General features: G+C 36.3%; 14 protein-coding genes and 1 riboswitch. Of the genes, 3 read left to right on the top strand and 11 right to left on the bottom strand.

Going from position 1 to position 12,308, the window contains the following annotated elements; translation table 11 throughout:
- Window positions 1–299: 299 nt before the first annotated feature.
- Together OCL94_RS10830 and OCL94_RS10825 are read right to left on the bottom strand one after the other, a co-directional pair.
- Window positions 300–704 (bottom strand): transcriptional regulator, SarA/Rot family, encoded by a 405-nt coding sequence (locus tag OCL94_RS10830; protein ID WP_262996937.1) that lies wholly within the window; start codon window positions 702–704, stop codon window positions 300–302.
- Window positions 705–733: 29 nt separating this feature from the next.
- Complete coding sequence (locus tag OCL94_RS10825; RefSeq protein WP_262996936.1) at window positions 734–1,555, bottom strand: alpha/beta fold hydrolase; 822 nt, start codon at window positions 1,553–1,555, stop codon at window positions 734–736.
- Between the two features lie 83 nt (window positions 1,556–1,638).
- On the opposite strand from OCL94_RS10825, the gene OCL94_RS10820 reads away from it, so the two are divergent.
- Entirely contained in the window at window positions 1,639–2,169 is a 531-nt protein-coding gene (locus OCL94_RS10820; RefSeq protein WP_262996935.1) for a gamma carbonic anhydrase, read from the top strand.
- 171 nt (window positions 2,170–2,340) lie between these two features.
- On the opposite strand, the gene OCL94_RS10815 is transcribed toward OCL94_RS10820, so the two are convergent.
- The 4 genes from OCL94_RS10815 to OCL94_RS10800 all read right to left on the bottom strand — a co-directional run bounded on the left by OCL94_RS10815 (window position 2,341) and on the right by OCL94_RS10800 (window position 5,498).
- Window positions 2,341–2,673, bottom strand: a complete 333-nt coding sequence (locus tag OCL94_RS10815; RefSeq protein WP_262996934.1) for a hypothetical protein — start codon at window positions 2,671–2,673, stop codon at window positions 2,341–2,343.
- Between the two features lie 123 nt (window positions 2,674–2,796).
- Window positions 2,797–3,459, bottom strand: coding sequence for an NAD(P)H-dependent oxidoreductase (locus OCL94_RS10810; RefSeq protein WP_262996933.1), 663 nt, complete (start codon window positions 3,457–3,459; stop codon window positions 2,797–2,799).
- A 202-nt stretch (window positions 3,460–3,661) separates the two neighbouring features.
- Window positions 3,662–4,393 (bottom strand): nicotinamide riboside transporter PnuC, encoded by a 732-nt coding sequence (gene pnuC / locus OCL94_RS10805; protein ID WP_262996932.1) that lies wholly within the window; start codon window positions 4,391–4,393, stop codon window positions 3,662–3,664.
- A gap of 10 nt (window positions 4,394–4,403) precedes the next feature.
- Complete coding sequence (locus OCL94_RS10800) at window positions 4,404–5,498, bottom strand: AAA family ATPase (protein ID WP_262996931.1); 1,095 nt, start codon at window positions 5,496–5,498, stop codon at window positions 4,404–4,406.
- Between the two features lie 160 nt (window positions 5,499–5,658).
- Here OCL94_RS10800 and OCL94_RS10795 point away from each other — a divergent pair, with 160 nt between their 5' ends.
- Together OCL94_RS10795 and OCL94_RS10790 are read left to right on the top strand one after the other, a co-directional pair.
- On the top strand, window positions 5,659–5,790 hold the full coding sequence (locus tag OCL94_RS10795; RefSeq protein ID WP_262996930.1) for a hypothetical protein: 132 nt from the start codon (window positions 5,659–5,661) through the stop codon (window positions 5,788–5,790).
- A 168-nt stretch (window positions 5,791–5,958) separates the two neighbouring features.
- On the top strand, window positions 5,959–6,948 hold the full coding sequence (locus OCL94_RS10790) for a proline dehydrogenase family protein (protein ID WP_262996929.1): 990 nt from the start codon (window positions 5,959–5,961) through the stop codon (window positions 6,946–6,948).
- 156 nt (window positions 6,949–7,104) lie between these two features.
- Here the strand turns inward: OCL94_RS10790 and ribH are convergent, their stop codons facing one another.
- The 5 genes from ribH to OCL94_RS10765 form a co-directional block, all read right to left on the bottom strand.
- A complete protein-coding gene (gene ribH, locus OCL94_RS10785) occupies window positions 7,105–7,569 on the bottom strand; it encodes a 6,7-dimethyl-8-ribityllumazine synthase (RefSeq protein ID WP_262996928.1) in 465 nt (154 codons plus the stop codon).
- Window positions 7,566–8,756: a 3,4-dihydroxy-2-butanone-4-phosphate synthase gene (ribB, locus tag OCL94_RS10780; RefSeq protein WP_262996927.1), complete on the bottom strand. Its 1,191-nt coding sequence runs from the start codon at window positions 8,754–8,756 to the stop codon at window positions 7,566–7,568. The genes ribH and ribB overlap by 4 nt, the downstream gene beginning before the upstream one ends.
- Window positions 8,756–9,379 carry a riboflavin synthase gene (locus tag OCL94_RS10775; protein ID WP_262996926.1) on the bottom strand — a complete coding sequence of 208 codons (624 nt, stop codon included), beginning with the start codon at window positions 9,377–9,379 and terminating at the stop codon, window positions 8,756–8,758. Before OCL94_RS10775 ends, ribB begins: the two co-directional genes overlap by 1 nt.
- Entirely contained in the window at window positions 9,360–10,412 is a 1,053-nt protein-coding gene (gene ribD / locus OCL94_RS10770) for a bifunctional diaminohydroxyphosphoribosylaminopyrimidine deaminase/5-amino-6-(5-phosphoribosylamino)uracil reductase RibD (protein WP_262996925.1), read from the bottom strand. Before ribD ends, OCL94_RS10775 begins: the two co-directional genes overlap by 20 nt.
- 145 nt (window positions 10,413–10,557) lie before the next feature.
- Window positions 10,558–10,684: riboswitch (FMN riboswitch) on the bottom strand.
- Window positions 10,685–10,792: 108 nt separating this feature from the next.
- A complete protein-coding gene (locus OCL94_RS10765) occupies window positions 10,793–12,250 on the bottom strand; it encodes an FAD/NAD(P)-binding protein (protein ID WP_262996924.1) in 1,458 nt (485 codons plus the stop codon).
- Window positions 12,251–12,308 lie beyond the last annotated feature (58 nt).

Raw genomic sequence — 12,308 nt, 5'->3', positions numbered from 1 at the left:
ATTTTTGTGATTTTTTCCAATTTGTTCGGTCCTAAACGCATTGAAAATAGCTCTCCTAAACGGCATCTCACTTGCAGCCCTTTCGACAAAAACAAAACTCAACCTAAATCAAAGAACGATTTACGGTTGAGTTTCTTTTTTTGCTTAGGGCTAAACGCAAGTTCGATAGCCTACCCTTCTTAAACGGCATTTTCAATGCAGGACCTCGTCAAATTTCACCAACACTTTCCGAAATCAAAAAGCGATTTCTCTGTGTTGCTTCCAATTTGTTCGGTCCTAAACGCATTGAAAATAGCCTCTTATTCACATATATCCATAATAGCGTCGAACTGTCTTTGTAGTTTTTCTTTTTTACCTTTTAAACAAGAGCACGCTGCATCAACAATCTTATCTTTCTCTGGCAATTTATCTTCATTATAATAGATCATTACTGTTCTCTCGTCATCTGCTGGACGTACTTTCTTAATCCATCCATTCGCAACTAAATTATTATAGAAACGTGTACGCTTATACGGCTTAATATCTAAATATTTATCAAGTTCTTTCATCGGCATCGGACCTTTATCCCATAATGCCACCATCACAATGTATTCTTCCTTAGTTAGATTAAATTCCGAAGAAATTAACTCAAATATTTCATCAATCTCTTTTTGTAAATCGTTTAATAGCACCATATCACTAACTTCATGTATATCTTTTGACATATTTTTCACCCTCTGTTTCATGCAATATCTTAATCTATACCCACTTCATCTGTAATCAATCCAATATAATTCATTCGGTTGTTCATAAATGACTCGATGTAATATAACACATTGTCTTTTTCAGGTTCATTATGCAGTTCATGAAATAACGTACGCCAATTTTTAATATAAATTTCTGACGACTTAATTTCCTGTGCGAACAACTTAATTTGATCAACGTCTGCAATACGATCCTGCTCTGAATACATTAACAATACTGGTATGTCATTAATTTTATGAATATTCTCCATCGTTTCTTTCATACATTCAATGATCGTTTTGTACCAGTTGAAACTCACCTTTTGTAGCATTAGCGGATCACTTTTCATCTCTGCAACAATTTCTGAATCTCTTGAAAAGTCTTCTAAAGGAATATTCATATCAAATTTAGCATCTTTAGAAATTGAACTTAATCCTGATGCAAGAAAGTTCCTACGTGTCGTGACCGTATTTTGAAAGCCTAGTAACGGTGAAATCAACATGACACCTTCTAATTTAATGTTCACTTTCTCAAGTATATTAATGGCGATTAAGCCTCCTAAACCGACACCTAGTAAAAAGACAGGTAAATGAAACTCTTCAGCTACTTCTATCCATTCTAATACTTTTTCACGATATTCATCAAAACTTTCAATATGCCCTTTATTTACACGAGAAGTCTGGCCTTGACCAGGTAAGTCACCCATAATCACATGATAACCATCTCTTCTTAAATGTGTAATAAACCAAGCGTATCTCCCATGATGTTCAAGAATGTTATGCACAATCACGACGATACCTTTTGGTGTCTTTTCAGTTTCCCATTTCCACATAATGATACTCCTTTAATAATTTCTGTAAACGTTTAATTAGTGATATTATTATTATAACAAAACTTATGCCTGGAGGTTAAAATATGTTATACGAATATAATAGCAAATATCCAAAAGTCCATGATAGTGCGTTTATTGCACCGAATGCAATCATAACTGGTGATGTTACAATCGCAAAGGATGCTTCAATTTGGTATGGCACAGTTATTCGTGGTGATGTGAGTCCTGTTATTATTGGAGAACATTCAAATGTACAGGATTTATGCTGCTTACATCAATCACCGAATGCCCCATTAATTATTGAAGACAACGTGACGGTCGGCCATCGTGTTACTTTGCATTCAAGTATTATACGCAAAGGTGCTTTAGTAGGGATGGATTCTACTGTTTTAGATGGTGCTGAAATAGGTGAAGGTGCGTTTTTAGGTGCAGGGTCGTTACTAACACAAGGTAAGAAGATACCGCCTGGCATGCTTGCAATGGGACGTCCAGCCAAAGTAGTTAGAGCATTAACTGAAGAAGATAAACAGGATATGGCGCGCATACAACGTGAATATGCAACGAAAGCCCAGATGTATAAAGCAATGCACAAAAAAAGTGAAGCCACCGAGTAAGGTGACTTCACTTTTTTGTGGGCTAAACGCATTTCAGATAGCCTCTCTTCTTAAACGGCATCTTCAATGCAGGACCTCGTCAAATTTCAGCAACATCTTCGAAATCAAAAAGCGATTTCTTAGTGTTGCTTCCAATTTGTTCGGTCCTAAACGCATTTCAGATAGCCTCTCTTATGCAATTCCGAATTTGTTATGCATAAACGGTAAGCCTGCAATAATAAAGCTAAATACAAACTCATAAAACATTGAGAAGAAGTTTGCAAAAAAGAATGTAAATGTGTGCGAAATCACAGATCCGATTCCTTCTGCACCAAATGCAAAGTTCGCATCAATACCACTATCAATTAGATTTAATAATATGATAACAATCGCCATATACCATGCTTTCTTCGTAACAATTGCAACGATTAATGCAATAATCGTAATGACAATCGGTTCAAATACGAATAGCTGGAAAAACGGATCTAATCCACCAAACATATAATACGCCATATCTTTAAACATGTAGACACCTCTTCATTAATTTATTACTTTAAGTCACTTACAATTCTATCATCGAAAGCACTTTATCAATGTTAAGTTTTTCTAAAGATTAACGCATAATATTTACACAGAATTTACATTCACTTAATGCCATGTAACGACTTCTTCTATCGGTTGACGTACTTTCTCAGTTTTCGGTTCATAATAACGATAACCAAACGACACCATCACTGAAATACCTTCTTTTTCTGAATCTATAATTCCCGCTTCAGCTAATATTTGATTGACTTTACGGTAATCAAATCCTTCTATCGGACAAGAATCAATACCAATTTGTGCTGCAGCTGTCATCATGTTCGCTAAAGCAATATATGTTTGTTTACTACTCCAGTCAAACAACGCACGTTCATTTCCGACAACTTCAATGTGTTCGGTTTGAAATTCTTTATATATTTCAAGCATTCGCTTCAACTTATCTTCGTCAGGCTGTCTTGCTTTAAAATGATTGTAAAAGTACTCCGAATCATATTGAACATCTTTTCTCGCGATAATCAGTACAAAGTGACTCGCAGTAGCAAGCTGTTTCTTCGCGCCCCATGCGACTTCACTGATTTTATCTTTGATTGCTTCATCACTTAACACGATAAATCGCCACGGTTCTAACCCGACAGAAGACGGACTTAATCTCCCAACTTCAAGTATAAATGCCATATCGTCATGTGAGATTGGCTCCTCACGATATTTTCGCGTCGCATGTCTAAAGCGATGGGCCTGCAGTATTTGTGCTTTCATCATAGCTTTATCCATAATAATTCACTCCTTATTTATATATATGTAAACAAAATAATGATGATTAATAATAAAAAATTCTCCCTTATTATTATAAGAGAGAATGCGTTAAATCAATAACGAAAGCAATGACAAATTACTTACATTTTATATTTCATATGTTCGTTTTATATTTCATATATTCGTTATTGTATTAAATTCATTTTATGTTATTCCTAAATTAACGTGTTTGCGCCGTTGTAACTTGTAGCTTCTTCCAGTAATAATAGCCGTAAATACTATTAATTAAGAAACCAATCCACATCACTACCATCGTTACTCCTGTATCATCTATACTTCCGGCATGTATCATCTTTCTAACCCATAGTGTAATCGATACGATATTGACAACAATCCAGAAGAACCATTGTTCTTTAAAACGCAACGACATCAACACTTGTCCTGTCAGGTTTAAACTCACATTCAACGCATCTAAGAAAGGTTGACCAGATTTAATACTTTGTAGATATTTCGCAAATGCAAAGTAAAAAGCGCCACCCAGTACTAGCGTAATTGCCCACTGCATCATAGTTAAGCCTTTCGTATCCACTTCCTGTACTTCCGTCTTCTTCGTACTAATTGTGTGCATATTGCGAATCCATGTATACAATCCAATAAACTGGAATACACCAAACACAACCTGTAAGTATACTTCTCCCATTAAGTTCGCCTGATAACTGATCCAGCCGTAAGTAATAACCTGAATTAAACCATATAAAAATGTACTGAGACGCCCTTTCGCACTCATGATCACACATAATATACCTGACACACTCGCAATAACATTGATCCAGTCTATGCCTTTAGCAGGATCATAGAAATAAACTAAAATTGCGATTTGTGCCAATATAAATAAGCCGAAAAATATTTTTTCGTACAACGTAAACCCTCTGAAATCTTTCACTAAAAACATAATATTCTCCTTAGTTATCTTTGCCGTCCGCAAGTATTTCATCTACAAGTCGGTGCGCTTCTTCGTATTTCTCCTGGAAGCTATCCCCTTTTAATACGACCATCTTATCTTCTAATCCTTGATATTTAATTTCATCTAAAAACATTTGATGCATATCCATACGTGCTTTCTGATCCGCCATACTCATATCACGGAAACCATCATCTACATATTGCGTCGTAGGTGGTAACACGATAATTAATGCCCAGTTCTGTAATGAAATATAGTAATCAAATACAGGCGCAATCTTTTCATAGTCTTCCGGGGGGGCATATAATTTCGTGTATAGTTTTGTCGTCATCACATCTGTATCCGCAAAGAATACTTTACGCGTACCTGGTGAATGAATGTGTTTACGATTTAATTCAAATTGCCCAATACCAATCGCATGTAAATCTTTAATATCTAACTCATCATCTCGTACTTGGCGTGTCGTTTGATATTCTCTTGAATACTCTAATGAATAAGACGTTGAATAACGACGTGCTAAATCACGCACTAACGTCGTTTTTCCTGTACTTGCTGTTCCAATGATTAATACATTTTTGACGAAGAATCGTCGGAATGGTCGTGTTACAAAGTCCCAGTTTAAGATTGGATTTTCTCGAATAGACGTACCACTAATACCTGTAATGCGACGATCGACTTTCGTAATCAGCACATCACTTTGAGAGAAACTTTTCTCGAAATGTTCTTGTAACGGCTGCACGTATTCTTCTTCCCCAACGTAGAACGTAACGTTGTTCATAGCGTAATTGTTTTCTTTCACTGCCGCTTCAATCTTTTCTTGTAATAACTGTAACCACGGTGCCCAGCCATCTGGATAACGCGGAATATTCGATTCGTCTAAAGTTAATACCGTAACGTTCGTATCGTCCTTTAATAATTCTCGCATCGCTTTAACACGATTCGTCAAACTCATACCCGCTTTATCTCCACGATCACCTGCATACCCTGAAACAATCACTAACGCATGTTCATTTTCACGCTTTGCACGTACGATTTGTTCGAAATGCCCAACATGACACGGTGCAAATGTCCCGAAATAAATCCCTAAGTCTCTCATGTTCTTTTCTCCTTTAAGTAAATTAATATTATTATAACAATTTTTCGATAATTATGTATGGTATTATTATTTACAATAACTATATAAACTATTTACACTTAATTTAACCTTTCTTCATATTTAAGCTGTACACTTAAATCGAATATGAAGGAGGCTCGTTATGAAATTTGTAAAGAAGTTACTCATCGTTTTATCTCTATTTATTGCTATACCCCATTTTATAGATATTAGTAACGAACCAATCGAAAAATCTATCGTTGCGGATACGTCGAAGACTCAGTCTGAGGACTAAGTCTTTTATTTTTTTGTAATTTTGAACGAAATGTGAAATAAATCCTTTTTGCGCTAGAAAATTTATAATTTTTTTAAATTTTCTTTGACCTTTTAAAGCGTTTTCATTATGATTATTTTATTAAGGTAAAGTAATCCATAGATTACTACATTGAAGGAGGAACAAAAAATGGGATTATCAAGAGATTTTTTTATTGCATTAAGTGAAAACGCTACTTTAAATGAAGCAGCTAAAAAGTATGGTTTAGCGTTAGGTGCGCATAAAGTAGTAGCAGGTACTGATATTGAAACGACAATTGAATCGATTCGCGTATTAAACGCTCAAAATATTTCTGCAACTGTTGATAATTTAGGTGAATTTGTTTTCTCTAGAGAAGAAGCAACAGCAGCTAAAAATAACATTCTGGCAATGATTCAAGCTTTATATGATGCAGGTGTAAGTGCACATATGTCTATCAAATTAACACAAATCGGTTTAGATGTAGATCCTGAATTCTGTTATGAGAATGTGCGTGAAATCTTATTAAAAGCTCATGAATGTGGCAATATGCATATTAATATGGATACTGAAGATTACAATCATACTGTACAAACATTTGAAATGTTAGACCGATTAAAAGGTGAGTTCAAAAACGTTGGTACAGTTATTCAAGCTTATTTATTCCGTGCGACTGAAGAAATTGAAAAGTATAAAGATGTTCGTTTACGTTTAGTAAAAGGGGCATATAAAGAAGACGCTTCTGTTGCTTATCAATCAAAAGAAGATATTGATGCGAACTATATTAAGATTATTGAACAGCGTTTATTAAATGCAAAAGCTATGACTTCTATCGCAACACATGACCACAATATTATTAATCATGTGAAGAAATTTATTGATCAGCATAAATTAAACAAAGATTTAATTGAATTCCAAATGTTATACGGTTTCCGTTCAGAATTACAAGTTGAAATCGCAAATTCTGGTTACAACTTCTGTACGTATGTACCATACGGTGAAGACTGGTATGGTTACTTCATGAGACGTTTAGCAGAACGCCCACAAAACTTACAACTTGTTTATAAATCAATCGTAACACCTGAAGTAGAAAAAGGTGCGATCGTAGCAGGATCTGCTTTAGCAGGATTCGTTGTATTACGTAAATTATTAAAGAAATAAATGTTAAAAGACTATGCATCTCATCATTTTGATGCATAGTCTTTTTTGGTAGATGTTCGAAATTTGAGTATCACCAATTTCAGAACAGATTTCTCGCGCGAAATTTGAGTATCACCAATTTCGGATATACCCTCATCCTCTACAAGCAACAGTATCTTACAATCCTTCAATCATCTTGTTCAAGTTGGCCATTTCGATTGCACTGATTGCAGCTTCCCCACCTTTATTCCCTGCTTTCGTACCTGCACGTTCTATCGCTTGTTCAATCGATTCTGTCGTCACAACACCAAAGATCACCGGTGTGCCATGTTCTCCTGCTTTTGCAATGCCTTTCGCCGCTTCATTACATACGTAATCATAATGTGTCGTCGCTCCGCGTATTACACATCCTAATGTAATGATTGCATCGTATTTCCCTTTTTGGGCTAACTTACTCGCAACAAATGGTAATTCAAAAGCACCCGGCACTAAGAATGTATCAATATGTTCACTTTCAACGCCATGGCGTTCTAAAGTATCAATCGCACCTTCAGTCAGGCGGTCTGTAATAAAATGATTAAATCTTGATGTTACAACAGCTATCTTTAAACCTTGTCCTGTTAATTGTGCACTATAGTTCATATTAATTTCTCCTCCAGTAAATGTCCTAATTTTTCTTTTTTCGTTGATAAATATGTTTTGTTTACTGCATTACTCTGAAATTGATGTGGTATTCTTGCTTCAACTACTATGCCATATTTGCTTAAACCATCAATTTTCCTTGGATTATTTGACATTAAATTCACTTTGTTAACGCCTAAATCTTTTAAGATAGAAGCTGCAATCGCATATTCACGCACATCACTATCAAATCCTAATGCATGATTCGCTTCAACTGTATCCATGCCTTGTTCAATCTTCTCGTATGCTTTCAGCTTATTGATTAAACCGATGCCGCGACCTTCCTGACGTAAATAGATTAAAATGCCACCATTTTTATTGATATGCTCTAATCCACGTTCTAGCTGCACACCACAATCACAACGTTTACTATGGAACACGTCCCCTGTTAAACACTCGGAGTGCAGTCTAACATCCGGTACACCTTCATAGTCTTTAACATACGCCACATGTTCTTTATCGCCATAAATTTCACTGAAGCCATACATCGTAAAGTCGCCGAATTCAGTTGGCATATTGACTTGCGCCTCTCGTTTAACAAGCGGCTTCACCGTCTTAATATAATCAACTAAGTCGGCAATCGTTATCATCTTCAGATTGTGTTCTAATTTATATACTGCTAAATCATCTCTTCGTGCCATCGTACCGTCTTCTTTAATAATTTCACAAATGACCCCTGTTTCACTGGCATCACATAATTTCGCGAGATCTACACAAGCTTCTGTATGTCCGACACGTTCTAACACACCATTAGGTTTAGCAATCAATGGAAAGATATGACCTGGCTGATTAAAGTCTTGTATCGAAATATTAGGATCAGCCAATGCTTTCACCGTACAAAATCTTTCGAATGCACTAATACCCGTCGTTGTCGACACATGATCAATACTCACCGTAAAGGCAGTCTTGTTCGGATCCTGATTATTAAAGGTCATCGGTAATAAGTTTAGTCTTTTATTGAGTTCAGTCGAAATGGGTGCACAGACTAAACCTCGTGCGTGTTTAATCATAAAATTAATCGTATCTTCCGTCATAAAATCGGTTATCGCAACGAGATCACCTTCATTTTCACGCTCCTCATTATCAACAACGATAATCGGTTTGCCTTGTTTCAAATCTTCTATAGCACTTTTAATATCATCAAACATTACAGCATCATCTCCAGTTTAGATAAAGTTAATGCACTTGCTTCCTTTTGACTGTTCAGGATATATTTACCTAGCATATCGAATTCAATATGGACTTTGTCTCCTGCCTTCAAGTCAGTGAGCATCGTACTGCGCACGGTTTCCGGTATAATATGCAGTTCAATGCATGTATCTAGTTTAAATATCGTCAGTGATATCCCATTTACAGCAATCGAACCTTTCGGAATAACGTTGCTTCTGAATGCATTCGGCAGTCTTAATCGCACCACCATCGTCTTCTGTAGATGTCTAATGTTGTCAATTACGAGATGTGTATCGACATGACCACTCACAAAGTGTCCACCTAGGCGCGTCGTCGGTAATAAAGCGCGTTCTAAATTAACGCGAGTGCCGTGCTTCATACTTTTAAATAACGTGACGGCACTTGTTCCTTCAACAATATCGACATCAAATGATGACTCAGTGAATGACGTTACGGTTAAACACACACCATTCACGCTAATCGAATCACCGATATGCATATCTTCAGTTATCAGACTGCATCCGATCGTCATAAATGTTGTGTCGCCTTGCTTCTTAATTTGATTGATCTTGCCTACTTCTTCAATGATGCCTGTGAACATCCTGATCATCCTTTCTATAAACGAGCAATACGTCGTCTTCGAAAGTCTTAACTGTTACAAGTTGGAGTGATGTCATTGCTGACATTTGGGAAGGTTCATCAGTTGTTAAAAACTGATGTTTTGAGGATCCACCTAATAATTTCGGGGCAATGTATTGGTGTATTTCATCATAACAATGTGCAGATGCAAACAGACGTATTGTCTGCATCCCACCTTCTATTAATAATCGATTAATTTTATGTAAATATAATGCTTCTAAAATGGCGTCCGGCTTTAATTCAGGTAACACGATAACATTAACGTCTTCAATCATTTGCTGAACATTGGTCACTACGATTAAGCGAGATTTATCATAATCATTATTATCTTGCGCATTAATTTCAAATAACCCATTCGATATTACGACTTTACGCAGCCACTTCTCCTTATATGTTCTGCTATCCAGTATCGGTTCATCATGTTTATATGTAGCATAACCGACAAGAATTGCATCACAGCGATAGCGTTCACGATGCGCATGACGTCTTGATTCAGCATTTGTAATCCATTGACTTACGTTTTGATCATCCGCTGTCTTACCGTCCAGCGTGACACCCATCTTCAAAATGGTATATGGCATTTTATGACGCTTTGCGTTAAAGAATGGTTGATAATAATCATAAATCTCACTTACATATTGTTGTTTTACGATTATCCCTTGTGCCTTCATATCGTCAATACCAGATGATTGCAGTGATTCATCTCTTACAGCAAACACAACGCGTTTGATACCACTTTCGATTATCTTCTTTGTACATGGCGGTGTCTTACCATAATGACTACAAGGTTCAAGTGTACAATAAAGTGTGGCGCCAATCGCGTGACTTCCTGCCATATTAATGGCATTCACTTCTGCATGCCCTTCACCTTCAATAAGATGAGCACCAATGCCGACAATCTTATCATCTTTCACGATAATACAGCCGACAGCAGGATTGCTACCTGTTTGTCCATCCGTCCATTGAACGAGTTCAAATGCTTTGTCTATATACAACTTATTCATCTCCTATAAAAAAATCGTCCCGGTGCACTACATGTGCATCCCGGGACGATGATTATTTTTAGGTTCAACAAATAAGACCAGATTGATGGTTACTGCTGAAAAAATACATCAACAAATAAACCATTAACATGGCGCCTTATTCTTTCTCCCATCCAGACTATACTGTCGGTTTCTGAGTTTCACAGAATCAGCATCAAATCTACATTATCAGCTCACGGACTATCACCGCCGGTTAGGAATTTCACCCTGCCCCGAAAGAATAATATTCACTTGTATGTCAATTAAGACATTTACATCATAGCGAATTTAAATAAAAAAATCAACGCAAAGATTTCTAACAATTCTAATCATTACAAATGTTTATGTATTAGCTATTCAGACAACACACTCGCTTTAAAATGCTTCACTGCTCGTTTCGCTTCTTCAGCTAATTCAACGATGCCATTATTCATATAATTTACGCCACCTGATTTCTGACCTAATAAATAAAAATGGTTCAGTTTCCCTTTTGCAGCGATGACTTCATTATAAAGCGGCGTCACATAAAAGCCACCATCCGGATGTGCAATCAGTAAATCCTGATTTACCAAACTCTCAATGAGGTCGTTATGCTCAATTGCATCTTTGAAATGTTTCGCCGGTCCTGTCGCATTAATGACATAATGCACACGAATTTCTTTATTTTTCGTATAAATACGATATTTATTATATTTATAGTCGATACGTTCTATACCACTTAATATTTCCAGCGTATTGTCTTCAATACACGCCATCATCTTCACTGCAGTTGATTCCGGCATCGGATTTGCATAAGCGGTAATATAACCGGCATCATTATTGAGAAATGCTGCTTTATCACGGCGTGTCATAAATGGCCAGATTAAATATGCATTGCGCGTTAATTCATAGACAAACGATTGCATTAATCCGACTACTTGTGAATGTGCTAAATCAAACTGCATTGCCTTCATTGGCTGCGTACGATTCACTTTAAATAATCGATCCGCATCAATCCCTTGATGCGCAATTTCTTTATGAAATAACTTTTTAAGTGCCTCTAACGGTAAAAAGCCATTATTTTTTGATTTCACTTTCTCTAACTGAGCTGCAGTAATATATTTGAATCGGATAGGTTGCATTGCACCGCGCACTGATTGTACTTTACCATCACGACTGACTAAATAAAGTTTCGTCTGAAGCTCAGGTGTTAAATAACGGACGATGTCTACTGCAGACAATCCCGTTCCAAGTACTGCATAATCTTTCACTTTATCCACTTGTACACGATTAAGCGGATATGGCCATTTAATATAGTTTGGTGTTGTTGTAAGATTGTATGGATCCATCGGGCCAAATTGACCCGGCGATAAAAATACAGCATCGACATCAAATGCTTCGTCTTGTGTCGATATACGATATCCATTGTTTAACTGTTCAACATTTCTCACATGGTTGTTAATAATCGTGACATTTTTCTTTTGCGCATATTGATTAAAATGAGCTGTCATATATTTTCCAAATAATTGACGCGAATAATATTGATTACCCGAAGCATTATTATCTGCTTCTTTATGAATTTGCAATTTCAAATCCTGTTCATTTTTCTCAATCCATTTCACGAAATCATCCGGTTTATTCGGCTTCATGCTAATTAAGTTTCCTGGATAATTCATCAATAATTCCGGATCATCATATTGAAACGCACGCCCGTTCCCTAAATATTTCTGATCGTCAAAACATAATATTTCAGCTTTTATTTGCTTCTCTTTAGACAAGTATTTCAGTACGTTTACACCTGCTACACCTGTCCCAATAATCGCTATTTTCATAAAAAGTTCCTCCTTTTGTATATATATTATCAAAAAATAGGGTAAACAAACTAAAAGC

The organism is Macrococcus capreoli, assembly GCF_025628935.1.
GTDB lineage: Bacteria > Bacillota > Bacilli > Staphylococcales > Staphylococcaceae > Macrococcoides > Macrococcoides capreoli.
Note: the sequence above shows the minus strand (reverse complement) of the source record. Positions and strands in the feature narration are given on the sequence as shown.

What these genes read in the sequence shown, in the direction of transcription:
- OCL94_RS10825 (WP_262996936.1), bottom strand. Translation starts at nt 1,555, where the DNA reads ATGTGGAAATGGGAAACTGAAAAGACACCAAAAGGTATCGTCGTGATT.
- OCL94_RS10800 (WP_262996931.1), bottom strand. Translation starts at nt 5,498, where the DNA reads ATGAGAGACTTAGGGATTTATTTCGGGACATTTGCACCGTGTCATGTT.
- ribB (WP_262996927.1), bottom strand. Translation starts at nt 8,756, where the DNA reads ATGTTTGATGATATTAAAAGTGCTATAGAAGATTTGAAACAAGGCAAA.
- pnuC (WP_262996932.1), bottom strand. Translation starts at nt 4,393, where the DNA reads ATGTTTTTAGTGAAAGATTTCAGAGGGTTTACGTTGTACGAAAAAATA.
- OCL94_RS10790 (WP_262996929.1), top strand. Translation starts at nt 5,959, where the DNA reads ATGGGATTATCAAGAGATTTTTTTATTGCATTAAGTGAAAACGCTACT.
- OCL94_RS10820 (WP_262996935.1), top strand. Translation starts at nt 1,639, where the DNA reads ATGTTATACGAATATAATAGCAAATATCCAAAAGTCCATGATAGTGCG.
- OCL94_RS10810 (WP_262996933.1), bottom strand. Translation starts at nt 3,459, where the DNA reads ATGGATAAAGCTATGATGAAAGCACAAATACTGCAGGCCCATCGCTTT.
- OCL94_RS10765 (WP_262996924.1), bottom strand. Translation starts at nt 12,250, where the DNA reads ATGAAAATAGCGATTATTGGGACAGGTGTAGCAGGTGTAAACGTACTG.
- OCL94_RS10815 (WP_262996934.1), bottom strand. Translation starts at nt 2,673, where the DNA reads ATGTTTAAAGATATGGCGTATTATATGTTTGGTGGATTAGATCCGTTT.
- ribH (WP_262996928.1), bottom strand. Translation starts at nt 7,569, where the DNA reads ATGAACTATAGTGCACAATTAACAGGACAAGGTTTAAAGATAGCTGTT.
- OCL94_RS10830 (WP_262996937.1), bottom strand. Translation starts at nt 704, where the DNA reads ATGTCAAAAGATATACATGAAGTTAGTGATATGGTGCTATTAAACGAT.
- OCL94_RS10775 (WP_262996926.1), bottom strand. Translation starts at nt 9,379, where the DNA reads ATGTTCACAGGCATCATTGAAGAAGTAGGCAAGATCAATCAAATTAAG.
- OCL94_RS10795 (WP_262996930.1), top strand. Translation starts at nt 5,659, where the DNA reads ATGAAATTTGTAAAGAAGTTACTCATCGTTTTATCTCTATTTATTGCT.